At 54.6% G+C, this 24,659-nt stretch carries 22 protein-coding genes and 3 tRNA genes; 9 read left to right on the top strand and 16 right to left on the bottom strand.

What is annotated here, in order from left to right:
• The first annotated feature begins 83 nt into the window (after positions 1–83).
• Together W822_RS40855 and W822_RS40850 are read left to right on the top strand one after the other, a co-directional pair.
• Positions 84–335 (top strand): hypothetical protein, encoded by a 252-nt coding sequence (locus W822_RS40855; protein WP_024006540.1) that lies wholly within the window; start codon positions 84–86, stop codon positions 333–335.
• A 214-nt stretch (positions 336–549) separates the two neighbouring features.
• Entirely contained in the window at positions 550–1,209 is a 660-nt protein-coding gene (locus W822_RS40850) for a metal-binding protein ZinT (RefSeq protein ID WP_024006538.1), read from the top strand.
• A gap of 132 nt (positions 1,210–1,341) precedes the next feature.
• On the opposite strand, the gene ycaC is transcribed toward W822_RS40850, so the two are convergent.
• The gene (gene ycaC / locus W822_RS40845) at positions 1,342–1,968 is read right to left on the bottom strand and encodes an isochorismate family cysteine hydrolase YcaC (RefSeq protein ID WP_024006537.1); all 627 of its coding nucleotides are present in this window, start codon (positions 1,966–1,968) and stop codon (positions 1,342–1,344) included.
• Between the two features lie 121 nt (positions 1,969–2,089).
• Entirely contained in the window at positions 2,090–2,968 is an 879-nt protein-coding gene (locus W822_RS40840; RefSeq protein ID WP_024006536.1) for a pirin family protein, read from the bottom strand.
• 105 nt (positions 2,969–3,073) lie between these two features.
• Between W822_RS40840 and W822_RS40835 the strand changes: the two genes are divergently transcribed.
• Complete coding sequence (locus W822_RS40835; RefSeq protein ID WP_024006535.1) at positions 3,074–3,979, top strand: LysR family transcriptional regulator; 906 nt, start codon at positions 3,074–3,076, stop codon at positions 3,977–3,979.
• A 61-nt stretch (positions 3,980–4,040) separates the two neighbouring features.
• Here W822_RS40835 and W822_RS40830 read toward each other — a convergent pair whose 3' ends face one another.
• The 8 genes from W822_RS40830 to kdgD all read right to left on the bottom strand — a co-directional run bounded on the left by W822_RS40830 (position 4,041) and on the right by kdgD (position 9,613).
• Entirely contained in the window at positions 4,041–4,421 is a 381-nt protein-coding gene (locus W822_RS40830) for a VOC family protein (protein WP_024006534.1), read from the bottom strand.
• A gap of 234 nt (positions 4,422–4,655) precedes the next feature.
• Positions 4,656–4,732: transfer RNA gene (locus W822_RS40825), tRNA-Asp, on the bottom strand.
• Between the two features lie 51 nt (positions 4,733–4,783).
• A tRNA-Glu gene (locus W822_RS40820) sits at positions 4,784–4,859 on the bottom strand.
• A 135-nt stretch (positions 4,860–4,994) separates the two neighbouring features.
• Positions 4,995–5,070 (bottom strand) — tRNA-Ala (locus W822_RS40815).
• A 164-nt stretch (positions 5,071–5,234) separates the two neighbouring features.
• A complete protein-coding gene (locus tag W822_RS40810; protein WP_024006533.1) occupies positions 5,235–6,083 on the bottom strand; it encodes an NAD(P)H-hydrate dehydratase in 849 nt (282 codons plus the stop codon).
• A 72-nt stretch (positions 6,084–6,155) separates the two neighbouring features.
• Complete coding sequence (locus tag W822_RS0123955) at positions 6,156–6,884, bottom strand: FadR/GntR family transcriptional regulator (protein WP_031243316.1); 729 nt, start codon at positions 6,882–6,884, stop codon at positions 6,156–6,158.
• A gap of 165 nt (positions 6,885–7,049) precedes the next feature.
• A complete protein-coding gene (gene garD / locus W822_RS40805; protein ID WP_024006532.1) occupies positions 7,050–8,603 on the bottom strand; it encodes a galactarate dehydratase in 1,554 nt (517 codons plus the stop codon).
• Positions 8,604–8,701: 98 nt separating this feature from the next.
• Positions 8,702–9,613, bottom strand: coding sequence for a 5-dehydro-4-deoxyglucarate dehydratase (gene kdgD, locus W822_RS40800; protein WP_024006531.1), 912 nt, complete (start codon positions 9,611–9,613; stop codon positions 8,702–8,704).
• Positions 9,614–9,837: 224 nt separating this feature from the next.
• On the opposite strand from kdgD, the gene W822_RS40795 reads away from it, so the two are divergent.
• The 3 genes from W822_RS40795 to W822_RS40785 all read left to right on the top strand — a co-directional run bounded on the left by W822_RS40795 (position 9,838) and on the right by W822_RS40785 (position 12,797).
• Positions 9,838–10,497 carry a methylated-DNA--[protein]-cysteine S-methyltransferase gene (locus W822_RS40795; protein WP_172642813.1) on the top strand — a complete coding sequence of 220 codons (660 nt, stop codon included), beginning with the start codon at positions 9,838–9,840 and terminating at the stop codon, positions 10,495–10,497.
• 51 nt (positions 10,498–10,548) lie between these two features.
• Positions 10,549–12,081, top strand: coding sequence for a phospholipase D-like domain-containing protein (locus W822_RS40790; protein ID WP_024006529.1), 1,533 nt, complete (start codon positions 10,549–10,551; stop codon positions 12,079–12,081).
• 131 nt (positions 12,082–12,212) lie between these two features.
• Positions 12,213–12,797: an NUDIX hydrolase gene (locus tag W822_RS40785; RefSeq protein ID WP_024006528.1), complete on the top strand. Its 585-nt coding sequence runs from the start codon at positions 12,213–12,215 to the stop codon at positions 12,795–12,797.
• A gap of 30 nt (positions 12,798–12,827) precedes the next feature.
• Here the strand turns inward: W822_RS40785 and W822_RS40780 are convergent, their stop codons facing one another.
• The 3 genes from W822_RS40780 to W822_RS40770 are packed head-to-tail and all read right to left on the bottom strand — an operon-like array spanning position 12,828 to position 15,377.
• Positions 12,828–13,961 (bottom strand): succinylglutamate desuccinylase/aspartoacylase family protein, encoded by a 1,134-nt coding sequence (locus W822_RS40780; RefSeq protein ID WP_024006527.1) that lies wholly within the window; start codon positions 13,959–13,961, stop codon positions 12,828–12,830.
• Positions 13,961–14,677, bottom strand: coding sequence for an ABC transporter permease (locus tag W822_RS40775; RefSeq protein ID WP_031243310.1), 717 nt, complete (start codon positions 14,675–14,677; stop codon positions 13,961–13,963). The genes W822_RS40780 and W822_RS40775 overlap by 1 nt, the downstream gene beginning before the upstream one ends.
• The gene (locus tag W822_RS40770) at positions 14,670–15,377 is read right to left on the bottom strand and encodes an ABC transporter permease (RefSeq protein WP_024006525.1); all 708 of its coding nucleotides are present in this window, start codon (positions 15,375–15,377) and stop codon (positions 14,670–14,672) included. The genes W822_RS40775 and W822_RS40770 overlap by 8 nt, the downstream gene beginning before the upstream one ends.
• A 436-nt stretch (positions 15,378–15,813) precedes the next feature.
• Here W822_RS40770 and W822_RS40765 point away from each other — a divergent pair, with 436 nt between their 5' ends.
• Complete coding sequence (locus tag W822_RS40765; RefSeq protein ID WP_031243308.1) at positions 15,814–16,602, top strand: lysine/arginine/ornithine ABC transporter substrate-binding protein; 789 nt, start codon at positions 15,814–15,816, stop codon at positions 16,600–16,602.
• A 141-nt stretch (positions 16,603–16,743) separates the two neighbouring features.
• Here W822_RS40765 and boxA read toward each other — a convergent pair whose 3' ends face one another.
• From boxA to boxC, 3 genes are all read right to left on the bottom strand, one after another.
• Positions 16,744–18,003: a benzoyl-CoA 2,3-epoxidase subunit BoxA gene (gene boxA, locus W822_RS40760; RefSeq protein WP_253272325.1), complete on the bottom strand. Its 1,260-nt coding sequence runs from the start codon at positions 18,001–18,003 to the stop codon at positions 16,744–16,746.
• A 46-nt stretch (positions 18,004–18,049) separates the two neighbouring features.
• Positions 18,050–19,477 (bottom strand): benzoyl-CoA 2,3-epoxidase subunit BoxB, encoded by a 1,428-nt coding sequence (boxB, locus tag W822_RS40755; RefSeq protein ID WP_024006522.1) that lies wholly within the window; start codon positions 19,475–19,477, stop codon positions 18,050–18,052.
• An 81-nt stretch (positions 19,478–19,558) separates the two neighbouring features.
• Positions 19,559–21,214: a 2,3-epoxybenzoyl-CoA dihydrolase gene (gene boxC, locus W822_RS40750; protein WP_024006521.1), complete on the bottom strand. Its 1,656-nt coding sequence runs from the start codon at positions 21,212–21,214 to the stop codon at positions 19,559–19,561.
• A gap of 542 nt (positions 21,215–21,756) precedes the next feature.
• On the opposite strand from boxC, the gene W822_RS40745 reads away from it, so the two are divergent.
• Positions 21,757–23,295, top strand: a complete 1,539-nt coding sequence (locus tag W822_RS40745) for a 3,4-dehydroadipyl-CoA semialdehyde dehydrogenase (RefSeq protein ID WP_031243306.1) — start codon at positions 21,757–21,759, stop codon at positions 23,293–23,295.
• 291 nt (positions 23,296–23,586) lie between these two features.
• Positions 23,587–24,648, top strand: a complete 1,062-nt coding sequence (bioB, locus tag W822_RS40740) for a biotin synthase BioB (RefSeq protein WP_024006519.1) — start codon at positions 23,587–23,589, stop codon at positions 24,646–24,648.
• Positions 24,649–24,659 lie beyond the last annotated feature (11 nt).

Here is a 24,659-nt window from a genome sequence, read left to right as displayed (position 1 = left end):
CGCTTCGTAGCGCCCGGCTATGCAGAAACAATCATCAATGGTTAAATAGCATTTCACTTGACATATTTAGGGGATAAGACAAGATGCAGCAAAAATCATCAGCGAAAGCGCTTCTGGCGATGAGTATGGCAGTCTCGGGTTTACTTGGCGGATGTCAGACACTGGACGATTGGCAAGCGGACGGCTACCGCAAGCAATGCGCAACACTGGGTATTCAACCCGGTTCCGCGCATTTTGATGAATGCATGCTGCAGCAGCAGGCGCTCGATGAAAACGAGACAGAGCATTCGCTGGACCGCATGCAACGCGACGAAGCTGCCCGACATAAAAAATAAGCCACACAAATCTATTGGCCGCCGAAACCGGCACACACAACCATCACATTCTTTTGCGAGGCCCGCAGCTTCGCAAAAGAATCTTTCCTCCTGAGGCACCCGGCTGAACCCGAAAACGGCTCGTCCCCATACCAGCCAAAGAAAAAATCATTCATTGACTCCTATAAATGTTATGTTATAACATAACTATTTTAAACAAGAGGAAGCCAACGTGATGAACATGCCGACCAACCTGCTCCGGACTGCAATCTTATCGTTCGCGCTCACGGCCCCCGCTCATGCGCACACCCATCAGCATAATCACACGCATGACCATGGATCCGAAACAATAAAGAAGACTGCCGCAAAGGGCTATTTCAAGGATGCAGAAGTAAAAGACCGGAGCCTGTCGGACTGGGAAGGAGATTGGCAGTCACTCTACCCTCTACTGAAAAACGGCTCGCTGGATACGGTCATGACGCACAAGGCCGACCACAAAAAAGACCGAACCGCAGAAGGATATAAACAATATTACGACGCAGGCTATAAAACCGACATCGATCGCCTGGTCATTCAAGATGATCGATTCACTTTTTATCGGCATGGCAAAAGCACCAGCGCTCAATACAAATACGATGGTTATAAAATCCTGACGTACAAAGCGGGCAATCGCGGCGTGCGTTACTTGTTCACCAAGACACAGGGCGACGCGCAAGCGCCCGGCTTCATACAATTTAGCGATCACACGATTGCCCCGAAAAAAGTCAGCCACTTTCATATCTATTTTGGCAATGATGGCCACCAGAAACTCAGTGAAGAGCTCACCAACTGGCCGACTTATTTCCCTTCAGGATGGGATAGCCAGGCCATTGCACATGATCTGATGCATCACTAAATCAGGGTCAACGCAGCAGGCATGCTAAAACGGCCGTAAGCAAGCTTGCGCCTGGTAAACCCGTCGGGAACAGAACCGGATATCAGGCAACGCGGGCAATCGCATCATGGATTACTCGCGTTGCCTGCTGTTTTATTTCCCTGAGGTCAATGTGTTATAGCTGGTGATCAGATTCCGGTAATCGGGAATATGGTTGGAAAACAATGTACCCAAGCCCTCGACATCGTTACGCCAGTCACGATGCAGCTCACACGCCAGGCCAAACCACGTCATCAATTGCGCGCCTGCCGACGACATACGATCCCAGGCAGAATGACGAGTGATTTCGTTGAAGGTGCCCGACGCATCGGTCACGACAAATACGTCGTATCCGGCTTCGATGGCCGACAATGCAGGAAACGCAACGCAGACCTCAGTCACAACACCGGCGATAATGAGCTGCTTCTTGCCAGTGGCTTCTATTGCCTTGACGAAATCCTCATTATCCCAGGCATTGATCTGACCAGGACGGGCAATATAAGGGGCGTCCGGGAAGCGTTCTTTGAGTTCTGGCACCAGGGGTCCGTTCGGGCCATCCTCAAAGCTCGTCGTCAAAATAGTTGGCAACTCAAAGTACTTTGCCAAATCACCCAGGGCCAGCACATTATTTTTGAATTTGTCCGGATCAATATCCCGAACCAGCGACAACAAACCAGCTTGATGATCAACCATCAGAACTGCGGCCTGGCTTTTATCCAAACGTTTATAGGGCGTAGTCATATCCATTCTCCATGAAGTTCAGGTCGGTGCCAAAATGGCATCCGGCAAATAACGTTATTGACGAAGCGGCTCGCCATTAACGGTGCGATGGGCACAATGCCCATCGCATTCAAAAACAGCGCTACCCTGCTGTTGACTCGGCCATCTGGCCAAACCGACCACTATTGAAGTCGGTAATGGCCTGGGCGATTTCATCCTGGCTATTCATCACAAACGGGCCATAACCCACAATAGGCTCATCAATCGGCTCACCGCTGAGCAACAACAGAACTGCATCGCTGTTTGCCTCGATGGTCAAATGGCTACCGGTTTTATCCAGCACCACCAACTGCGCTTCGCGAGCCACTGTGTCACCGTTAACCAGAACTGTTCCACGCAATACCACCAATGCGGTATTCCAGCCATCCGGTACCTCGAGCTCGGCGATACCACCCTGATTCAGGCTCATATCCCAGACATGCATCGGTGTAAACGTATGTGCAGGCCCTTTGTGTTGCGCATACTCACCCGCAATCACGCGCACGGACCCGACGTCGCCAGGCAGCGCCACAACCGGAATGTCGCCATCCAGTATGGCCTGATAACCTGGCGCAGCCATTTTGTCTTTGGCAGGCAGGTTCACCCAAAGCTGCACCATCTCCAAAGCTCCACCTTTGCCGGCAAAATCATCGGAATGGAATTCCTCATGCAGAATGCCTGAGCCAGCCGTCATCCATTGCACATCGCCAGGGCCGATCGTGCCACCCTGACCGGTTGAGTCGCGATGACTGACCTCGCCTTTATGAACGATGGTTACCGTCTCAAACCCGCGGTGAGGATGCTGGCCGACACCGCGTTTTCCCGTTGTCGGCGTAAAGTCGGCCGGACCGGCGTAGTCCAGCAACAGAAACGGACTCAGTTGTTTGCCGTGGCTTTGATACGAAAACATGGACCTGACGGGAAACCCGTCTCCCACCCAATGTGGGCGAGGTGCGCTGTAGAGACCAAGTACTTTTTTCATTGTCATCTCCTTGTAGTGACAGTAGAGATATCATAAACTTGGAACAAATATTCCGATAGATCTAAAAATTGGAGTCAGAGTTCCATATATGGAACAATAAAAGCAATGCAGGACCTCAACAATCTTTATTACTACGTGCAAATTGTCGATCACAAGGGCCTGGCACCGGCAGGCCGGGCGCTGGGCATACCCAAATCCACGCTCAGCCGCAAGCTACGCATCCTGGAAGAAGAACTGGGCGTACGACTGATCCATCGCTCTACCCGCCAGTTCGGAATGACCGATATTGGCCAGTCTTACTACGAACATTGCAAGGCCATGCTGATCGAGGCCGAGGCCGCACAAGACGTTATTGACATGACGCGGGCCGAGCCACGCGGCGTAGTTCGTATCAGTTGTCCCACCGCTCTGCTGCAAACGCATGTTGCCGACATGCTCACCCACTTCATGCTGCAATATCCGCAAGTGATGGTCCATCTGGATGCAACCAATCGACGCGTTGATCCTGTCGCTGAAGCCATTGATATTGCCATCCGTGTGCGCCCACCTCCCATCCAGGATAGCGATCTCGTGATGCGGATCTTGTCGGATCGTAGTCAGTGCCTGGTTGCAAGTCCTGATTTACTTGCCCGCCTGGGCACCCCGGCAGCACCGGCCGATCTGGCTGACTGGCCCAGCCTGGGATTGGGCTCGCCGCAACAGCAATACAAGTGGACATTGTTCGGGCCGGATGCTGCCCAGGCTATCGTCCACCACAGCCCGCGACTGCTCACCACCGATATGATTGCATTACGTATTGCCGCCATGGCAGGCGTGGGCATTGTCCAATTACCGACGTTGATGGTATGTGATCAGCTTGCCGAAGGTTCGCTGATCAGGCCGTTGCCAGACTGGGCCCCCAGACGCGAAATTATTCATGCCGTTTTTTCATCGCGTCGGGGACAGATACCTTCTGTCCGCGCACTGATTGATTATCTCGTACAGCGTTTTGATGTTCTGGAGGAAGATTAGCGCGCCTATACGACAAGCGGCGCAGTTATCTGATTGGATGTGCCCAGAACCGGATCAATCTCTAGTAGTGAACGAACGCAATTTTGTTTCCGTCAGGATCGCGAACATATGCCCCATAGAAGCTCTCGCCATACTGCGGCCTCGGGCCAGGCTTGCCCTCGTCCTTTCCGCCATGCTGCATCGCAAGCTCGTACAGGCGTTCGATCTTCCGAGGATCATCCACGCAGAATGCGGTCATGCATCCGTTTCCTGCGTTGGCTTCCTGCCCGTTGAACGGATAACCGGTGAAGAACCGGGGATATGTCGTGTCCTCGGCTTTCCCCCACGACACTGAAAGCGTGTCCCGCCAACACACCTCTAACCCCAATTCGTTGAATAAAGGGTCATAAAACCGAATCGATCTGTCCAGGTCGCTGGTTCCAACCATCGTATAGCCAATCATAATTCCCCTTCTTCCTCTATTTCATGTTCTCTTCATGAGCGACATGGTCACCGCGACGCAGTGATGCCTACGCAAGGAGCAACGATCTTTGTAGCGTCCATAGTAACTCATAGAGATATGCAGATCGACTCGACTGACTTTTCTGCCACAGGTCGGGAATCAAAGATTTTGGGGATACGGGCGCAAAAAAACAAAAAAGGCTAGCCTCAAATTGAGCTAGCCTTTTGAATTCTTTGGCGGAGCGGACGGGACTCGAACCCGCGACCCCCGGCGTGACAGGCCGGTATTCTAACCAACTGAACTACCGCTCCGCAGCGATAAATTTTTCAAGCAATCGGGCTTATACATATAAGCAGAGCGCCTGGCGTCCCCTAGGGGATTCGAACCCCTGTACCCACCGTGAAAGGGTGGTGTCCTAGGCCTCTAGACGAAGGGGACAGGACATAAAACATTTCTCAAACTTCGCACACGTTGGCATGTGAGCTTCGCCTGAACTACCAACCAGCCAATTTAAGAATCCAAGATTCTAACACACTTTCTGGTTTCTTGCCAACAACTTTCATTGAAAATTTTTGGTGGAGATAAGCGGGATCGAACCGCTGACCTCTTGCATGCCATGCAAGCGCTCTCCCAGCTGAGCTATACCCCCACATGTCTCAACTAATGTTGTCTAGCGAAGAAGCGGAATTATGACTGTTTTTACGGCACTGCGCAAGCTTTTTCGGCAACGTAATAAAAATACAACAATATTGACGAAAATGTCCCAACACTTTTCAAACGTCTTCTACGATCGATTTGAACCAATCCAGACCGTTACCCTTCTGTCATCACCAGTGAATTTCGTACACGACGGGCAGCGAGCGACACTTCCGACGCAGTCAGGCCAATCGGACCCACGCCCTCATCAACCAATAAATCGGCGGCCGCGCCGTGAAGCCAGACCGCACCAGGCACAGCCTGGGCAGCTTCAATGCCCTGCGCCAAACACGCGCCCAGCATGCCGGCCAGCACATCGCCGGTGCCACCAGAGGCCAGCCCCGGGTTTCCCGTGCAATTGGTTTGCGTGTCACCCTGCGGTGAACAAATAACGGTCTTGTGCCCCTTAAGAACAGTCCACGCATCATATTTTCTGCTGATGGCCACGGCAGCACGGGCGCGGGCGCCCTGCACTTCTCCGACGTCACAATCAAGCAGTCTGGCGGCCTCTTGCGGATGGGGTGTCAATACGAGTGCCCGGTTGCGCCTGCCGGCACCAATCTGGCCTTGCGCCAGCAACGTCAACCCATCGGCATCCAGCACCAGGGGGATATCGATGGTCGCCCTGAAAACCTGAAACAGCAAGCCAAGTGATTTTTCATCCAGGCCCATCCCCATGCCTGCCACGCACACCGTCATGTCGCTACTGCGCAATAATTGGTCGGCGCGCATCAGCATCAGTTCAGGGTGCAGCGTATCGACAGCAAAGGGCAAGTCCTGCACAAATCCGACTTTGACTTTACCAGCCCCCTGAACCAGCGCAGCCCGGGCGGCCAGCAAGGCCGCTCCCGTCATCCCTGGCGCGCCGCCAATGACCCCCAGGGTACCAAAGCTGCCCTTGTGACTCTCAACGAGACGGGGACGGCATAGCGCCGGGAAATGTCGTTGTGCATATTCGACTGTCATCGTGCTCCTTTTTCATTTCAGTAAAACCGGATGTCAGGACAGCTAAGCATGCTCGCGCCGTGAGCGCGAGGACTATTTGCCGGCCGATCTCATGCGCTGGCGACTGTTGATAATATGCATGCGCATGGCAGCCCGTGCACCATCGGCATCCTGTGCGGCGATCGCATTGAAGATGGCTTCATGCTCCATATTCAGGCGTTGCTGGTACATGGCTTTTTCCTGATCGAAAATAGCCAGGCGGCTGCGCGGAATGGCGTGTTTGCCAAATTGCCTGAGCAGATCCAGAAAATGGGTGTTATGTGTGGCTTTGGCAATCTGTTCATGGAATTGAAAATCAACGTCGACCGAGATGTCACGTGAAATATCTTCCTTGACCAGGGCGCGCAAAATCCGCTCCAGTTCGGCCAGTTGCTCATCGGTGCGCCGCTGCGCGGCCAGCCCGGCCGCTTCTGACTCAAGACACGCGCGAACTTCAAGCACAGAAGCAAGGTCTTCGGCCGTGCCGGGCGGCATCGTACTGCGATCGAAAATGACGTCTTTGACTGTTGGCTCGCGTACGAAGGTGCCTACACCGTGCCGCGTCTCAACCAGTCCGCGCGCCTGCAATTGAGAGATGGCTTCGCGGATCACGCTTCTGCTGACACCAAAGGCCTCGACAAACTCGGATTCTGTCGGAAGTTTTTTCCCCACTTCCAGATTGCCCGATTGAATCTTTTCGGTCAGCTGCTCGACGACTTCGTCGGACAGGGTTCTGCCTCTTTTTTTGATCGGGCCGGTGTTAATCAATAGGCGGGTTGGCATAGGTTCTGTGGTCACCGGAATACTTTATGTGTATAAAGACGAAAAGTTTGATTTTAAAACGTTTTTTCCCTAAATCGTCAGGAACGGCCCCAGTTCCCGGTAATGTTCCCTGGCAGCCGGAATCAACAGAGTCAATTCTGTCTTATCGCATCAGCCACCCCATCTTCAAGTGACGGGTGCGGGGTTGAACAGGACCAGCGAATTGTGCAGTCGCAGCTGCTCAGCGCAAGACTTCTGGCGACCACTGGCAATCGCGATCATCTGCTCAAACATTTCCTGGCCGACTTCTTCGATACTGGCCTCGCCGGTGGCAATCCTGCCCGCATTGATATCCATCAAATCGTACCAGCGGCGTGCAAGACTGTTACGGGTAGCCACTTTTATCACAGGCACTGCAGCCAGTCCATATGGGGTACCGCGTCCCGTCGTAAAGACGTGCAGCGTCATGCCGGCGGCCAGTTGCAGTGTGCCACAAATGAAATCACTGGCCGGCGTGGCCAGAAAGTTAAGCCCCTTGTGTATGACCCTTTCGCCTGGCGCCACCACGCCCTGAATCGGCGTCGTACCTGATTTGACAATCGAGCCCATGGCTTTTTCCACGATATTGGACAAGCCGCCGCGCTTGTTGCCCGGGCTGGTGTTGGCGCTGCGGTCTGCCCCGCCCTGCTTCAGATAGTTGTCATACCATTGCATTTCACGCAACAGCGCCTGACCGACTTCGGACGTCGCGGCGCGGACGGTCAGTTGGGCGATGCCGTCACGCACCTCGGTCACTTCCGAGAACATGACCGTTGCGCCCGCGCGTACCAGCAGGTCGGTGGCATAGCCGACTGCCGGATTGGCGGTCACGCCTGAAAAGGCATCGCTGCCGCCGCACTGCACCCCCACAACCAGCGCCGACAACGGACAGGGTTCGCGTTTTCGCGCATTCAACTGCACCAGCCGCCTTTCGGCCTTTTCCAGGATGGAATCAATCATGCTCGCAAAACCGACATTGTCTTCGTCCTGCAGCGTGACCAGATAAGGATCGTCCTGGGCAATCGGAATGCTGCCTGCGGGAAACATTTTTGCCGGCTGCAGCTTTTCACACCCCAGGCTCACCAGCAATACCTTGCCGCCAAAATTGGGATTCAGACTCAGGTTGCGCAGGGTGCGAATCGGAATCTCGGCGTTGGGCGCATCAATGGCCACCCCACAACCATAACCGTGTTCCAGATAGACGACATCGTCCACATTCGGGTAGCGAGGCAATAACTGCTCGCGAATCTGCCGCACTGCAAACTCGACCACTCCGGTGACACACTGCACGGTCGCGCTGATGGCCAGAATGTTGCGTGTGCCGACCGTGCCATCGTCATTGCGATAACCATCAAAGGTCAGATTCGTCAGCGGTGTACCCATCGAAGAGACCTGAGTCGCCACGGGCAGAGCATCCAGAGAAGGCGCTTGCGGCATGCGCAGCATGGATTCATTAATCCAGGTTCCTGCCGCAATATCACAAAGCGCATAACCAATCACCACACCATAACGCACGACAGCCTCATCGCGCGCGAGATCCTGCAAAGCAACCTTATGCCCCTGCGGAACCGCTGTCTGCAGCGTCAGGCCACAGGGGAAGCACGCACCGGCAGGCAGGCCGCCGTCATTGACTACAATCGCGACATTATCCTTGGGGCTGATTCGTATATATAACGGCGTATGCGTTTCTTCTTCCAACATGGTTTTCACCTGATAAACAGACGACCCCGAGCGATGAGATCTGCATGACAATGCATCGTCCGCTACACCGCATTACGCTCAGGACGTGATAGAACCAACTACTGCGGACCCAACTTAGAAATCAGAGCGGCCAGCGCATCGCTTTCTTCACCGGTCAGATTGGTCAAGGGCGAACGTACGGGCCCGGCATCATATCCGGCGATTCTCGCGCCCTCTTTGACAATACTGACGGCATACCCCTTACGACGATTACGAATCGCCGAATAGGGGATGAAAAACTCGGTGATCAACCGGTCAACCGTCGGCCGATCACCTGCTACGATAGCACGATAAAATTCCATGGCGGTTTTCGGAATGAAATTGAACACCGCCGACGAATAAACGGGTACCCCAAGTGCACGATAAGCCGCAGCATAGAATTCGGCAGTCGGCAAGCCGCCCAGGTACGACAAGCGATCGCCCAGGCGTTGCCGTATTGTCACCATCAGCTCAATATCGCCCACCCCGTCCTTGTACCCTACCAGGTTGGGACAACGCTCAGCCAGTCGTTCCAGCTGATCGGCATTCAGCCGGCACAGCGACCGGTTATAGACAATCACGCCCAGTCCGACGGCCTGACATACCTGCTCAACGTGCTGCGCAACGCCATTTTGATCAGCCTCGGTCAGGTAATGGGGCATCAGCAACAGGCCTTGCGCGCCGGCTTTTTCCGCCCGTTGCGCATAATTGATCGCCAGCCGGGTGCCGCCACCTGCGCCCGCAATGATCGGTACTTTGCCCCTGCAGGTTTCGACCGCTGTACGCACGACATCAGAATATTCTTGTGGTTCCAGAGAAAAGAACTCTCCGGTGCCCCCCGCCGCGAACAGAGCGCTCGCACCATAGGGCGCCAGCCATTCAAGCCGTCTCGCGTAGCGCTCGGCGTTGAAATCGCCCTGTTCATCAAAATCGGTGACGGGAAAGGACAACAGCCCCTCACTGACAATTTCTTTTAATTCCTGTGGATTCATGGATACCCTGTCGTTGAGAATGAATGAAAAACGCAGCGCATGTGCCGCAAGCCCGCATGACAACCTTGTAATCGTCTATGTTGTATGACATCTTATTTCATTTGTTCATGTCAGACAAGTGGTTTCAGCCTCATTACAGAAATTGCACACGTAATTTCTGTAAAATTCGCAGTACTGACATCCGTTCACATTAAGATGAGCCGTGTCTGAGCCCGTTCCGATTTTTGTCGATCCCTTTTCTATTGCCCTGGTTCATGCTCAATAACGAATTGTTCCCACACAACGAATTTACGCTGGCCCCCGAAAGGCAGGCGGAAATACAGCACAGCATTCAGTCGCTTTGCGAAGATGCGCCTGACCGGCTTGTGCAAGGCAAAGCGCTTTATTACCGTTATCTGGACAGCCCGGTTGGACCCATGATCGCCATGGCCTCAGAGAAAGGCGTGATACTGCTGGAGTTTCTGGACACCTTCAGTACCATCGACAAAGAAATCACCGATCTGCGTACGCGTTACGGGTTTCATTTGAGCGGCCAGGATCACTCGCACCTGACGGCGGTGCAAGCGCAGATGGACGATTATTTCGCAGGCCGGCGTCAGCAATTTGATCTGCCCCTGGATGCGCCCGGCACAGCCTTCGACGAAACGGTATGGGCGCACTTGCAGCGCATCCCTTACGGCAGGACCTGCAGCTACGGCGATCTGGCCAGAGACATCGGCAATGGTGCCCACGCACGCATCGTCGGTTCGGCCAATCACCGCAACCGTATCAGCATCGTCATTCCATGCCATCGGGTCATCGGCGCTGATGGTTCATTGACCGGTTATGGCGGAGGCTTGCCACGCAAGCGCTGGCTTCTTGAATTCGAGAGCCTTCATGCATAGGCCACTCTCCGCCCTGCCCTTCTTCACTCTGTCTGAACAGGCGCATCGCTCATGAACCTGGACTGGCTGGGCAGCGATGCATTCTGGAACGCCCTGTGGGCCATTTATATTGTCATTATCGGCACCTGGGTGGTCATGCAAAAGCGCCCGCCCATCTCCACGCTCAGCTGGATCCTGTTTCTGAGCTTCGTGCCGGTTCTGGGCTTTGTGATTTATTACTTTTTCGGGCCAAAAAAAATCACCCGAAACAAAATCAACCGCAGCATCAGCAAACACCTGATCGAACGGGACGATACGCTGTGGAACGTGCGCATCCAGCCCTCAGATCTGACTGAGCATCAGGCAGCGATTCACGATCTGGCTGTGCAGATCACCCACTACCCCCTGAGTTATGCAACCAGTTATAAAGTGCTCTCGGGTGGCGAGAAAACCTATGACCGTATTTTCGAGGCGGTGCGTGAGGCCAAATATTACATTTTTCTTGAGTACTACATTTTCGAGCAGGATCAGACCGGCACCACCTTGCGTGATTTGCTGACTGAACGTGCCAAGAACGGTGTAAAAATTTATCTGATTGCAGATGCCATCGGGTCACTGCGGTTGAACCGGCGCTTCATGCGGCCCCTGATCGAGGCAGGTGCCAGACTCGCCTTCTTTCATGACATCAACCTGAGGCACCTGCTCTCGTTCATGAATCTGCGCAATCACCGAAAGATTGTCATTTGTGATGGCACTGTTGCATTCACCGGCGGCATCAACATCAGCGATCAACAGGATCGCCGCCGCAACAAACGCGCTTTTCATGACGTTCACCTGGAATTGACGGGTCCCGTCGTGTCGTGGCTGGAGACGATTTTTGTCGAAGACTGGCATTACTCCACTCATGACCTGTCGGTACGCCACATGCTGCGTGAGCATTATCGCGAACGCCTGGAGCGCCTGCAGGCGCAGGCGGAGGAAGATGCCCGCACCCAGCCGGCCACGGACCGTCTGGCCAATGACGAGAAGCCTCAAGAAACGGTTTCGGGCCAGGACGGCCCGCGCTGGATACGCACCCAGATCATCCCGTCGGGCCCGGACTTCGATTACGCGTCCATTCTTCGCGTTTCCGTGGAAGCCATTCTACGCGCCCGCCATCGCGTCTATCTGACCACACCCTACTTCGTACCCGACGCGACATCAGCACAGGCCCTGACCTCCGCGGCCCTGCGTGGTGTCGATGTACGCATTCTGCTACCCAAACGAACAGACAATTATGTCGTCACCAAGGCTGCCCAGTCGTGGTTTGACGATCTGGTCGCCGCAGGCATCCGGGTATTCGAATACGGCCCCCGCATGCTACATACCAAAACCCTGATCGTGGACGATGATATTTCGTTTATCGGTTCGGCCAATTTCGACAACCGCAGTTTCTACCTGAATTTCGAGGTTAGCGTCCTGTGTTATGAGCGCGAAGCGAATCAAGCGTTGCTGGAAGAGTTCAATGCCTCGATGCAGTACGCGCAGGAAGTCCAGCTGGAGCACCAGTGTTTCTTTTCGCGATTAAGCAAGGCCGTTGCGCGACTGTTTTCCCCTTTGCTCTGACCGCGCCGGCATCTCTGCGTCGGCACCTGTAAATACATTCGGAAATGGCTGCCAGGCAGGCAAGGCGCTGTAAGCCTGCCGTCACCGTGGTAACCTATACTGTCCCTTTCCATGCATGAGATGGTCATATTATGTCAACAACTTCCTCCGATCCGTCTGTCGCTGACAATCTGTCCGACGAAGACTTGACCGAAACCCTACAGGACAGCACCTTCATTTTCGAAGGAAAAATCATTAAAGTCACCGTTGATACGGTCATCCTGCCCAATGGCAAGACCGCGACCCGCGAAGTGGTGCGTCACTGCGGCGCCGTCGCAGTATTGGCCATCACGCCCGAGGACAAAGTGATTCTGGTGAAGCAGTTTCGCCACCCCACCGGCGGCCCGTTGCTGGAGATTCCCGCCGGCAAGCTGGACGTGGAAAATGAGCCGCCAGAGCAATGCGCGTACCGTGAACTGGCGGAAGAGACGCCATATACAGCGGGTGGTATGACACTCATCCACAGCTTTTATACCGCACCGGGCTTTTGCGACGAGCTGATGCATGTATTCAGAGCCGAAGGCGTTCGCAAGGACAGCAGCCTTCATGCCGATGACGACGAATTTGTGCAAACGGTGCTGATGAGCCGGGACGAGGTGCGCCAAGCCATTGCGAGCCAGCAGATCTGTGACGCCAAAACGCTGGTGGCGTTGCAATCCTGGCTACTGGAACAATAACGCCTGCATTACTTGCTCCCCCGAAAAAAGTCAGGGCGACAACCCCACGCTGCCAATATCATCGGGGCTGGACAAGCTCAACAGCTTGGATTCCTTTTGCGCCAGACGCACGCCTGCAGTGGCAAAAATAAAACCACGAACAGGTGCGAGCACCGGCGTCACTGCCAGCCTGACCGGATCCACAATTTCAACCAGCAACTGGTTCTGCTCTACCCACTGCCCGGCCGCTACGTGATACACGGCGATGCCGGTGCATGGCGAACCGACATACGCCAGGCCCCCCAGCGGATGGGGCTCACAGCGCAACGGCGGCATGGGCAAAACCTCTGACTGGGGCAACTGCAGATAGCCCTGTTCGTTCAAATACTGGATGAACGCTTCGGCATCCCGCTCTGCATTTGCGTGCGTCAGATCGCGGTCACCGCGAAGTTCGATCGTCGCAGCAAAACACGCTAACGGAATATCCGCCTCGGGATATACATTCCGTAGTTTCAGCCAGGGCGTGGACACCATTTCATCGAAAGAACAGGACAGCGAGTCTTCAGCCAGCAGTTGACATTCGCTTTGCAGATAGCGGGCCAGCGGTTCGCAGCGATCCCACACCTGCGGCAGGGAATAAACATGCATCACGGCCCGGATATCGCAGTGCAGATCCAGTACGATATCGGCATCGCACGCCATGCGCAGCAAGGTCACATGCAGCTCATCAATCAGGCGCGACGGCTCGAAAGCGTCCAGGACATTGCGCAACGCTCTGCGGATCAGCTTACGGTTGGCCTGGGCATCTGCTCCCGGCTGCTCTGCACTTTTTTGCAGGGCAGTCAGTAAATTCTCATATAAAGCAATGCCGGTAAGACGATTGAAATTTTGCCCCGTTGACAGCTGAAACCGGCCGATGTGGTCATAGAAAACGGTTTGGGTCAATCCTAACGGATTGCAAAACGGTACCAGAACGACTTCGCAGTTCAGCGCACCCTGCGCTTCGAGTACCTGCAGCCGGCGATTCAAATAAAAAAGCGCAAGCGAACCCGGCAATTCGTCGGCATGCAGGCTGCCCTGCATATAGACCTTGCGTCCGCTGTCGGCAGGCCCGAAATGAAACGCATTGATTTCATGGGATGTGCCCGGCGCACTGAGTGTCAGAACGTGTTTTTCCTGCCGCATTATGCTTCTGCCAGATGTCGAAAATTAAGATGGACCAGGTACCGTTGCTCTATTTTCCGGAACGCATACACCAGTACAAAATTGAGCACCAGATAAATACACGCCGCGGCCGAATAGGCAATAAACGGCTGATAGGTATTGGTGACAAACAGGCTGGCTGCGCCGGTAATTTCCATCATGGCCACCGTTGAGGCCAGCGCCGTGGAATGCAGGGTCATAATCACTTCATTGCTGTAGGCGGGAAGCGCACGACGCAGACTTGAAGGAAGAATAATACGGCGCATCGCATTACGGCGATTCATGCCGAACGCCCGCGCCGCATCGATTTCGCCGCGATCCGTATTCCTGATGGAACCGGAAAAAATCACAGTTGAATAGGCCGCCGTGTTCAGGGTCAGCGCAGCCAGCACCCAGATAAAGCCTTCCTTGAGAAAACCAAAACCGGGTTGCATCATCAGGTGTCCGATAAAACCGAAACTGGGAATACCGTAATAAATAATATAGATTTGCACCAGCAGCGGTGTGCCGGTAAAGAAATACGTAAATGCGTGAACAAGCCTGGCGGCTACCGTCTTCTGCCGTTGATGAATAACCGACAGAGGAATGGCCATACACAGGCCAATGGAGACCGACAGCGCAGTCAGAACCAGTGTGAGCGGCGCGGCGCGCAGGCAAGTCACAATGGCATCCAGAAAGAGTGAGAGGGTTTCAGACATGGGCATCCTCTCTTACAAAACCACGCTGATAATGCCGATCCAGAAAGCGAAATACGTACAGTGAAACGGTGGTCAGCAACAGGAACAGCAGCGCAGATATGGTATTGAAAACAAACGGCAAATGCGTTGCACTGCCCGCTTGCTGGGCAATGCGTGTCATGTCATCCAGGCCGATAATGGACACCAGCGCCGTCGCCTTGGTCAGCACCAGCCAGTTGTTACGGACACTGGGCAAGGCATAGCGCATCATAAGCGGAAAGGTAATGCGTCTCATGACCTGCAGCCCGCGCATGCCATACGCCTGCCCGGCTTCGATCTGGCCATAGGGGATAGCCATAATGGCCCCGCGAAATGTTTCAGTGAAATAAGCACCGAAAATAAACGACAAGGTGAGCACACCTGCAGCAAAAGGGCTGATTTCGAAATAATCCAGATCCCAGGCTTCGGTCAGGGCATTGAGTCCGATTTGTGCACTGTAGTACACCATCAGCATCCAGATCAGGTCTGGCACTCCGCGCACGACACTGGAATAGAGCTGCCCAAGCCGGGCAAGCAGCCGGTTGCGCGACAGGCGCATATTGGCTCCGACGAGCCCGATAAGTATCGAAATAACCAGCGACAACACTGCGATTTCGAGCGTCAGTACGGCCCCCTGCAATATACGGGGCAAATACTGACCAATCAGATTTAATTCTTCCATCCTGTTACGTGGCCCGGCCCGACCTCTCTGGCATGGCACAGCCTCGTTTTATAACACTACCCACCCCGCGTAGCCAAAAAGCGGTCTGATAGCAGACATCACGGTTTGTCGCCATGCAAGGCCCGCGATCGCCTGTAACGGCGGCAGGTCTGCGTGATTTTAGCCATCCCGAGGGCAGGTGCCGCCATTATATCGTTCCCGCAGACGAAATAAACCGCCGGTTTTCCCTTAGCCAGTACCGGTCTGCGGGAAATTCCCTGTACCTTTTTCGGCAAATGCTGTCATAATCCCCAATCGGCCACCGCCCGCAGCGGTGCTACACGTTGCAGCAGGAAATGGGTCGCTGCACGCCCTTTCATGCAGTTAGCGAATCAAGGATGCCCGGTCCGACTGGTTTCAGGCTGCAACATAGGCTTACGTCATTTAGGAAACATCCATGAACCTGAAAAAAAAAGTTTTCGGTATCGGCCTGTGCGCAATCGCGCTGGCTGTATCCGCTTCGGCTGTTGCGGCCGGCAAAACCATCCGCTTCGGCTCGGACGCCACATACCCCCCCTTCGAATCCACCAGCCCATCCGGTGAAATTGTCGGATTCGATATTGATCTGGCCAAGGCCATGTGTGAAAAAATGCAGGCCAAGTGCACCTTCCAGAATCAAGGCTGGGATGGCATTATCCCCGCCTTGCGCGCCAAGAAATTCGATGTGATCGCCTCGTCCATGAGTATCACGCCGGAACGTGAAAAAGCGGTGCTGTTCACGCAAAAGATCTGGACCACGCCCAATATGTTTATCGCCAAGAAAGGGTCTACCTATCAATCGACAGCCGAAGGACTCAAAGGCGTGGACCTGGGCGTTCAGCAGGGCACGATTCAGGACAAATACGCCACCAAATATTTTAAAGACACCAATATCAAGCGATACAAAACACTGGAAGATGCCTATAACGACCTGACCACCGGCCGCATCGCTGTTGTGTTTGCCGATGGCGGCGTCACCACCGATTTTGTGGAAAGCCCTGCAGGCAAAGACTTCCAGCTGGTCGGTGACCCGATTCTGGCTTCTGCCGACGAGGAAATTTTTGGCAAAGGCACCGGGTTTGCCGTACGCAAGAACGACACCGAGCTGAAAGATGCGCTGAACAAGGCATTTGATGAAATCCGCAAGGACGGCACCTATCAGAAAATTGCCGATAAATATTTCAAATATGATATTTATGGTGGGTAAGCAGTGGTCAGTATTGGCCAATAGCGGCGACAAGCGATAAATGCAAGTTCGCGCCCGCTCCAAAGCGGACTAAAGACGACCGCTTTGGAGCTATTTTTTTGTGGTCGGGACGGTGTGAACATCACCTTCCTGGGACCCGCATCAATACGTTTCCAGGTGCAGCCGGCCCTTCTGCCTTAGCGTCGTATGCAATTCGCTCCAGTCCAGGCCGCCCGCTGCGGCGGCCTCTTGCAATACTTCCAGCACACCAGTTTCCATGCCCTTCAGTCCGCAAACATAAATGTAAGTATTCTCGTTTTTCAATAAGTCCAGCAGGTCCGTCAGCCGCTCGCGCATGACATCCTGTACATACCGTTTGGGCTGCCCCGGCTTGCGGGAGAAAGCGAAGTTAACATCAATGAAATCTTTGGGCAGCTTATTAAGCGGCCCGAAATACGGCAGCTCTTCCGGGCAGCGCGCACCGAAAAACAGCATAAGCTTGCCGCGCTCGTCCATGGACGGATCCTGCCGCTTGCGTCGTCGCCTTTCTGTCATGGCCCGCATGGGTGCGCTACCGGTGCCCGTGCAGATCATAATGAGATTGGAACCCGGGTGATTCGGCATCAGGAATGTATGCCCAAAAGGACCGATGACCTGAACCTTGTCGCCCTTCTTCAAATCACAAACGTAATTGGAGCAGACTCCCTGGACCGGGTTGCCATCATAATCCTGCACCACGCGCTTGACCGTGATCGAGACGTTGTTGTAACGCGGGCGCTCCCCATCACGCGGACTGGCCAGCGAGTACTGGCGCGCGTGATGCAAACGATCGCTGGCGTCGGTTCCCGGCGGTATGATGCCGATGGATTGCCCTTCCAGCACCGGAAACGGCGTTTCACCAAAATCCAAAACGACGTGGCGGATATCGCTTTCGGATGATTCGTCCGTCAGCCTGTAATTGCCCGACACCGTCGCGGTAATGAAATTACGAGTGCCATACAGATTGGTATAGCTGTGTGAGGCGGACCACGGCGGAATCTGCGATCCGGCGACATAATTGCTGCCCTGAATGGTAACCTCGGCGTCGCTGTCCGTGCCGGCGGCAACCGGCGTGTCGTCCGCCGGAACCTCAAGCGCCTGCAGGGCCGGCAATTCATCCCAAGTATATTGCTCGTCGAGCGTATACATTTGATCTGCCAGCACCGGCTGCCAATTATCGATCGCACCCGTGGGGCATGGCGCCACGCAGGCCATGCAGTGATTGCAAATATCCGGCCTGACTACGTAATTGTTTCCGTCATGCGTGATTGCATCGATCGGGCAGGTCTCTTCACACGTATTGCAACGTATGCAGATTTCCGGATCGATCAGGTGCTGTTTCGTTGCCTGGCCGGGTTGGCTCATCGCTATCACTGTTTCCATCGTGAATCCAATTTCTTTCATTGCCCGCCCTTTCGGGCGGTACCCATCAGTTGAAACGCACGTACTCGTAATCGACCGGTTGACGGTTGATACCCATCGCTGGGGGGGCAATCCAGTTGGCGAATTTGCCGGGTTCTACGACTCGGCCCATCAGCGACGCCACAAATGCGCGATCTTCTGCAGTAGGCAGCCATTCGCGTTCATGTCTGACCCATTCTGCCTCAGGCATCACTTGCCCTTCGGGAGAAACGCTCACAACAGACAGCGTGCCGATACGACGATTGAATGCCTTGTGCGGCACTTTCAGACGGAAAGGGATACCCGCTTTCTCGATCACTTTGTTCCAGCGATTGATCCCGCCGACGGAGTCCTTGATATAGTCGTCCCGCAGCACTTCGTTCAGCGCATTAAGCATGGGTACCGAACGCTCTACCAGTCGACCGTCCTGCACGACCAGTACGTTATAGGTGCGATCATAGAGTTTATGATCGTCGTCGCGTTTGGTTTCTTCGTAACGTCCTTTCAGACCCGTGTTATAGAACGTGGCCGCGTTGCTTGACTCGTCTGCACCAAACAGATCGATGGTCACGCTGAAATGGAAATTCAAATAGCGCTGGAGCGTTTCCAGATCAATCACACCGGCTTCGCGAAGACGTGCCGGATCATCGGTTTTCAACTGGTTCATCACCTCGCAGGTGCGCTGAATCACACGTGACACGCCCGATTCGCCTACGAACATGTGATGCGCTTCTTCGGTAAGCATGAATTTGGTGGTGCGGGCCAGCGGGTCGAAACCGGATTCGGCCAGGGCACACAATTGGAACTTGCCATCGCGATCGGTGAAATAAGTGAACATGTAAAAGGCCAGCCAGTCCGGCGTTTTCTCGTTAAACGCCGCCAGAATGCGGGGATTGTCCTCGTCGCCGCTGTTGCGCTCCAGGAGCGCCTCGGCTTCTTCGCGCCCATCACGACCGAAATGTTTGTGCAGCAAATACACCATGGCCCACAGGTGACGCCCCTCTTCCACGTTCACCTGGAACAGGTTGCGCAGGTCGTACATGGACGGTGCTGTCAATCCCAGATGCCGCTGTTGTTCGACCGATGCAGGTTCGGTATCACCCTGGGTCACGATAATGCGGCGCAGGTTGGCCCGGTGCTCACCCGGTACATCCTGCCAGGCTTTTTCTCCCTTGTGCTCGCCGAAATTGACCTGGCGATCGGCGTCTCGCGGGTTCAGGAAAATACCCCAGCGATAGTCGGGCATTTTCACATAGCCAAATGAGGCCCAGCCTTTCGGATCAACGCTGGTGGCGGTGCGCAAATATACGTCGAAGTCCTGCGAACCATCGGGACCCATATCATTCCACCACTTGCGGTAATTGGGTTGCCAGTGCTCCAGCGCGCGCTGCAGCGTCTTGTCCTGCGACAGATTCACATTATTGGGAATCTTATCGGTGTAATTGATGCTTGACATAGATTTCTCCGGGGTCATAGAGCGGGTATTTCAGTTGTGAACCCACTCCGTAATCTTGATAAATAGAGCGCGAGCCGACAATCAGACGCGGTTCCAGTCGAAATTGGGTTTTTCACCCTTGCCGTACAGTTTCAGCGCGCCCTTCTCACCCACCGCATTGGGCCGGATAAAAATCCAGTTCTGCCAGGCAGTCAGGCGACCGAATATGCGGGTCCACATGTTTTCCGGACCATTGAAACGCAGATTGGCTTCCATGCCGGTGAGCGCATCGGGCGACATGGACAGCCGCTCTTCGATGGCGAGCCGCACTTCGTCAGCCCAGTCAATGTCATCCAGGGCATATGTGACCAAACCGGCTTTTTCCGCCTCATCGCCATCGAGCATGGTTCCTGCCAGAGCTTTGGTATCTTCCAGAATAGTGGCATCGTCATAGAAACGCCGGGCCAGCCGCGACTGCCGGGTCACCATGGGCAGAAAACCAAAATTCATGGCGCCCACGGCAATGCGCGGCGACCGCTCTTCATCGTCGGGCAGCGTCAGCATGTAAATACGATCGCAGGCCAGCGCCGGCTCAAGCAGAGAGCCTGCAAAGCACGAACCCTCTTCAATCAATGCAAACATAGAGCGTGAAGACACATCCAGGCGCGCAAACGTACGGCGCATCAGCCCCAGGGTTTCGCGCACGAACCAGTGATCCTTATTGGCCAGCAGAACGTCATCGCTTTTCAGAACATCCTGCGCATTGCCCACTGTCTTGATCAGCCACAGGCCGCTATCGAGTTCGTTGGTACGCATCGAAAGAATAGCGTCATCCAGTTCACGCGCCATTTGCAGCGGCCACCAGTTCATGCCTGCCTGCACGATTGCATCGATCGTGTCGGGCTGATCGCCCTCGGGGCCACGAATAGTGAAGGTGGCGTGTTTGTTGTTTCGGTCAATATCGACGCTGACATATTTATAGTTCAGGCTATCGGCCGCTTCGTGTTTTTCAAGCGATGTCAGAGAAATACCTGTCGCGCCCACGGCGATACCGCTTTGCTCAGCCAGCTCCTGGGCACGAGCGTTGATCGTGTCTTCGAACCTGGCTGTTTTCACTACTTCGTCGACCAGTTTCCAGTCTTTGGCGCGCTGTCCGCGAATGCCTTCGACCAGTGTGCAGAAAATGTCGGCGTGATCGTGGCGCACCTTGCGCTTGTCGGTCACCCGTGTCAAACCGCCCGTACCGGGCAGCACACCCAGCAACGGCACTTCCGGCAGGGAAACGGAAGAGGAACGATCGTCAACCAGATAGATTTCATCACATGCCAGCGCCAGCTCGTAACCACCTCCGGCACACGCGCCGTTGACAGCAGCAATAAATTTAACGCCCGAATGTTCGCTGGTGTCTTCGATACCGTTGCGGGTTTCATTGGTGAATTTGCAGAAGTTCACCTTCCACGCATGCGTTGACAGCCCCAGCATGAAGATGTTGGCACCCGAACAGAAAATGCGGTCTTTCCCGCTGGAGACGATCACGCTGCGCACTTCCGGATGCTCGAACCGGATGCGATTGAGCGCGTCATGCAATTCGATATCCACGCCCAGATCGTACGAATTGAGCTTCAGTTTATAGCCGGGACGGATCCCGCTGTCTTCATCTATATCAATGGTCAGGCGTGCAATGGCGCCTTCGGTTTTCAATTGAATGTGTTTGTACTGCGAAGGATCGGTCTGGTAATTGACTTTCAGCTCGCTCATGGCAGGGCTCCATTTAAATTATGCAATTCAATGCATTTTAATTTCGTTAAAAGCACTATATTTCATCAATCATCAATCGTCAATTTATTTCGAATAGGGGTTAACCCTGTTCTATTTAAGACGACTCTATACACCCACAGATGCGGCCCGCCGGTTGTCAGTCAGCTCACACCGTCGCAGCAGACGACAATTTGATCCAGACAAAACCGGCCAGCACAACACTCATCAAGACAACAATAGCCGCAGGAGTCTGATTCATACTCACCCAGGACGTGCCATTTTGGACACATTAAAACTGGTGTTTACCCTAAACATTTCGCAAAATACTTGACCGATACACATCGCCTGCCTATCTTCTTATTTACATGCAAAATAATGCATACAATCATTAACGTTTTCAAAAGCACTTCGCCATCCCAGCCCGACCGGCATAGAAAGGGACAACAAAGAGCCAGGCATCAGACCAGCCCTTTGATGCGACCCCGGACAACACATACTCCGTTGTGTTTTGCGATGGAGTGACACACAAAGCAGAGGTAACAGTGAAAAAAATCAGTAATTACGTTCATGATCAATGGATAGAAGGTACCGGCACAGGCATCGTCCTTTATGACCCAATCCAGGGTACCGCCCTGGCCAGCGCTGACGCCACCGGACTGGACCTGAATGCGGCCTATGGCTGGGCGCGGCAAACCGGGGGGCCCGCCTTGCGCAGTATGGGATACAGTGCACGCGCGGCCATGCTGGGCAGGATTGTCGACGTCCTGCAGGTCAATAAAGAGAAGTATTACGATATCGCGCTCAGCAATAGCGGTACGGTGAAATCGGACAGCGCCATTGACATTGATGGTGGTATTTACACACTTTCATGGTATGCAAAAGCGGGCGCAAAGTTAAACAGCCAGGCGTTCCTGACTGATGGCGAGGCCGTGCCGCTTGCGCGCGATAACGCCTTTGCGACGCAGCATATCCAGGTCCCGATTCAGGGTCTCGCATTATTGATCAATGCGTTTAACTTTCCGTCCTGGGGGCTTTGGGAAAAAGCCGCTCCAGCCTTGCTGTCGGGCGTGCCCATTGTCGTGAAGCCGGCAACGTCCACCGCCTTGCTCACCTATGAAATGATCCGCGACGTCGTAGAGGCAAAGATCCTGCCGCCGGGCGCCATCAGCCTGATATGTGGACGCCCTGAAGGATTGCTCGATGCACTCAATGGGCTGGATATTGTTTCGTTCACAGGATCAGCAGACACCGCTGCGACATTGCGCAGCCACCCGCGCATTATGCACGACGGGGCAAAGCTGAATGCCGAAACAGACAGCATCAATAGCGCCATCCTCGGCCCCGATGCCGATCCGGCCAGCATCCAGTTGCTGGTTCGTGAGGTCGTTCGCGAACTGACCATCAAGTCCGGGCAAAAATGTACTGCTATTCGTCGCATTTTCGTGCCAGAAAGTACTTACGACACCATTGCGCAGTCACTCGCCCTGAGCCTGGCCAAGGTGACCGTCGGCGATCCCCGCAAGGACGGCATACGCATGGGCAGCCTGGTGAATCTGGCGCAACAGAAGGCCGTCAGGGCCGGCGTTGCAACACTGGAAAAACATGCTGATATTCTGTTCGATGGCCGCCGGCAACTGACCATCGACGCCCCCGCCGACAGCGCTTGCTTCCCACCCGTATTATTCGGCGTGCGCCAGCCGGATGAGCACCCCCTGGTACATGATGTCGAAGTATTCGGACCCGTTGCGACCCTCATTCCTTATCGCGACATCGACCACGCATGGCAGCTTGCACGGCGCGGCATGGGCTCGCTGGTCGCGTCGGTTTATAGCGAAGACACGGCGCTGCTGGCACAGGCGGCGTTTGCGCTGGGTGACAGTCATGGACGGGTGCATCTGGTCACCGATGCCGTCTCCAGGATACACACAGGGCACGGTAATGTCATGCCCCAATCCAATCATGGCGGACCTGGACGCGCCGGCGGCGGCGAAGAGCTCGGCGGCCTGCGCGCCTTGCGCTTTTACCACCGGCTGGTTGCCGTGCAGTCGGCACCAGAAGTCCTGAAGCACCTGGCGGGTTGAGCACCCAGATCCGCCGTATCAAATGCAACTGGCTTCGTGGATACGGCGGGCACCCGCATAACAGAACAAGTCACATCGAAAAGTGATGCAGATATCGGAAATGTATTCAGATTGGGCGCAAAATCATTAATTGACTTAAAATCACCCAACGTCTGTCAAATCACGCCTATTTTCATAATAATTTAAATTGCACAGCCTTGCGCCCTTCCGTAGCATATCCCGGATCGTCATAGATCAATTGCCATCTGTTGCCATCAACCAGACGCCATCGCAACGAAAAGGAAGATTTCCATGGATACGCTCTCAACCCACCTCACGCCAGAAACAACAGTCACATGGACCATCCCGTCCATTCTCGCCCTATACGAAATGCCCTTCATGGACCTCATATTCCGGGCCCAGCAAGTTCACCGCGCGCACCACGAACCCAATGCCGTGCAACTGTCCAGCCTGTTGTCCATCAAGACCGGCGGCTGCCCCGAGGACTGCTCGTACTGCCCCCAATCGTCGCGCTATGACACTTCGGTAGAACGAGAAAAACTGCTGCCACTGGACGAAGTGATCGAAGCGGCGCAACAGGCCAAAGCAGCGGGTGCCCAGCGTTTTTGCATGGGCGCCGCGTGGCGCAACCCCAAGCCGCATCAGATCGATGCCGTTGCCGATATGATCCGGGCGGTCAAGGATCTCGGACTGGAAACCTGTGTGACCCTGGGCATGCTGCGCGAAGGCCAGGCGCAACAGCTCAAAAGCGCAGGGCTGGATTATTACAATCATAATCTTGATACGTCGCCCGAATTCTACGGCCAAATTATTACCACCCGCACTTATCAGGACCGGCTGGATACGCTGGAACGCGTTCGCGATGCGGGCATTAATGTATGCTGCGGGGGCATCGTCGGCCTGGGAGAATCACGCCGTGAACGCGCCGGACTGATCGCCCAGCTGGCCAATCTGTCACCCTACCCCGAGTCGGTTCCCATCAATAATCTGGTCAGGGTACAAGGCACGCCGCTGGCCGATAACGAAGAGATCGATCCGTTTGAATTTGTTCGCACCATCGCCGTGGCACGCATTACTATGCCGAAAACGTTCGTGCGCCTGTCTGCGGGGCGAGAAACCATGGATGACAGCCTGCAGGCGCTATGCTTCATGGCGGGCGCCAACTCCATGTTCTACGGAGAAAAACTGCTTACGACCGACAACCCCCAACTGGCCGCGGACCAAGCGCTTTTTTCAAGGCTGGATCTGAAACCGCTGGGCGAGCCGGCTGCCAGCATGCATACCCCACAGCCCACCACTGACAATCCTGGTGGCGGGTGCGGTTGCAGCTGCCGCACCCAAAGCATGGCCTGATCAAGGCGCGT

It is taken from the genome of Advenella kashmirensis W13003, assembly GCF_000506985.1.
Lineage (GTDB): Bacteria > Pseudomonadota > Gammaproteobacteria > Burkholderiales > Burkholderiaceae_B > Advenella > Advenella kashmirensis_A.
Note: the sequence above shows the minus strand (reverse complement) of the source record. Positions and strands in the feature narration are given on the sequence as shown.

Bases quoted from the DNA above. Each gene is read 5' to 3' on its own strand.
- W822_RS40855 (WP_024006540.1), top strand. From the start codon at position 84: ATGCAGCAAAAATCATCAGCGAAAGCGCTTCTGGCGATGAGTATGGCA.
- W822_RS40850 (WP_024006538.1), top strand. From the start codon at position 550: ATGAACATGCCGACCAACCTGCTCCGGACTGCAATCTTATCGTTCGCG.
- ycaC (WP_024006537.1), bottom strand. From the start codon at position 1,968: ATGACTACGCCCTATAAACGTTTGGATAAAAGCCAGGCCGCAGTTCTG.
- W822_RS40840 (WP_024006536.1), bottom strand. From the start codon at position 2,968: ATGAAAAAAGTACTTGGTCTCTACAGCGCACCTCGCCCACATTGGGTG.
- W822_RS40835 (WP_024006535.1), top strand. From the start codon at position 3,074: ATGCAGGACCTCAACAATCTTTATTACTACGTGCAAATTGTCGATCAC.
- W822_RS40830 (WP_024006534.1), bottom strand. From the start codon at position 4,421: ATGATTGGCTATACGATGGTTGGAACCAGCGACCTGGACAGATCGATT.
- W822_RS40810 (WP_024006533.1), bottom strand. From the start codon at position 6,083: ATGACAGTCGAATATGCACAACGACATTTCCCGGCGCTATGCCGTCCC.
- W822_RS0123955 (WP_031243316.1), bottom strand. From the start codon at position 6,884: ATGCCAACCCGCCTATTGATTAACACCGGCCCGATCAAAAAAAGAGGC.
- garD (WP_024006532.1), bottom strand. From the start codon at position 8,603: ATGTTGGAAGAAGAAACGCATACGCCGTTATATATACGAATCAGCCCC.
- kdgD (WP_024006531.1), bottom strand. From the start codon at position 9,613: ATGAATCCACAGGAATTAAAAGAAATTGTCAGTGAGGGGCTGTTGTCC.
- W822_RS40790 (WP_024006529.1), top strand. From the start codon at position 10,549: ATGAACCTGGACTGGCTGGGCAGCGATGCATTCTGGAACGCCCTGTGG.
- W822_RS40785 (WP_024006528.1), top strand. From the start codon at position 12,213: ATGTCAACAACTTCCTCCGATCCGTCTGTCGCTGACAATCTGTCCGAC.
- W822_RS40780 (WP_024006527.1), bottom strand. From the start codon at position 13,961: ATGCGGCAGGAAAAACACGTTCTGACACTCAGTGCGCCGGGCACATCC.
- W822_RS40775 (WP_031243310.1), bottom strand. From the start codon at position 14,677: ATGTCTGAAACCCTCTCACTCTTTCTGGATGCCATTGTGACTTGCCTG.
- W822_RS40770 (WP_024006525.1), bottom strand. From the start codon at position 15,377: ATGGAAGAATTAAATCTGATTGGTCAGTATTTGCCCCGTATATTGCAG.
- W822_RS40765 (WP_031243308.1), top strand. From the start codon at position 15,814: ATGAACCTGAAAAAAAAAGTTTTCGGTATCGGCCTGTGCGCAATCGCG.
- boxA (WP_253272325.1), bottom strand. From the start codon at position 18,003: ATGGAAACAGTGATAGCGATGAGCCAACCCGGCCAGGCAACGAAACAG.
- boxB (WP_024006522.1), bottom strand. From the start codon at position 19,477: ATGTCAAGCATCAATTACACCGATAAGATTCCCAATAATGTGAATCTG.
- boxC (WP_024006521.1), bottom strand. From the start codon at position 21,214: ATGAGCGAGCTGAAAGTCAATTACCAGACCGATCCTTCGCAGTACAAA.
- bioB (WP_024006519.1), top strand. From the start codon at position 23,587: ATGGATACGCTCTCAACCCACCTCACGCCAGAAACAACAGTCACATGG.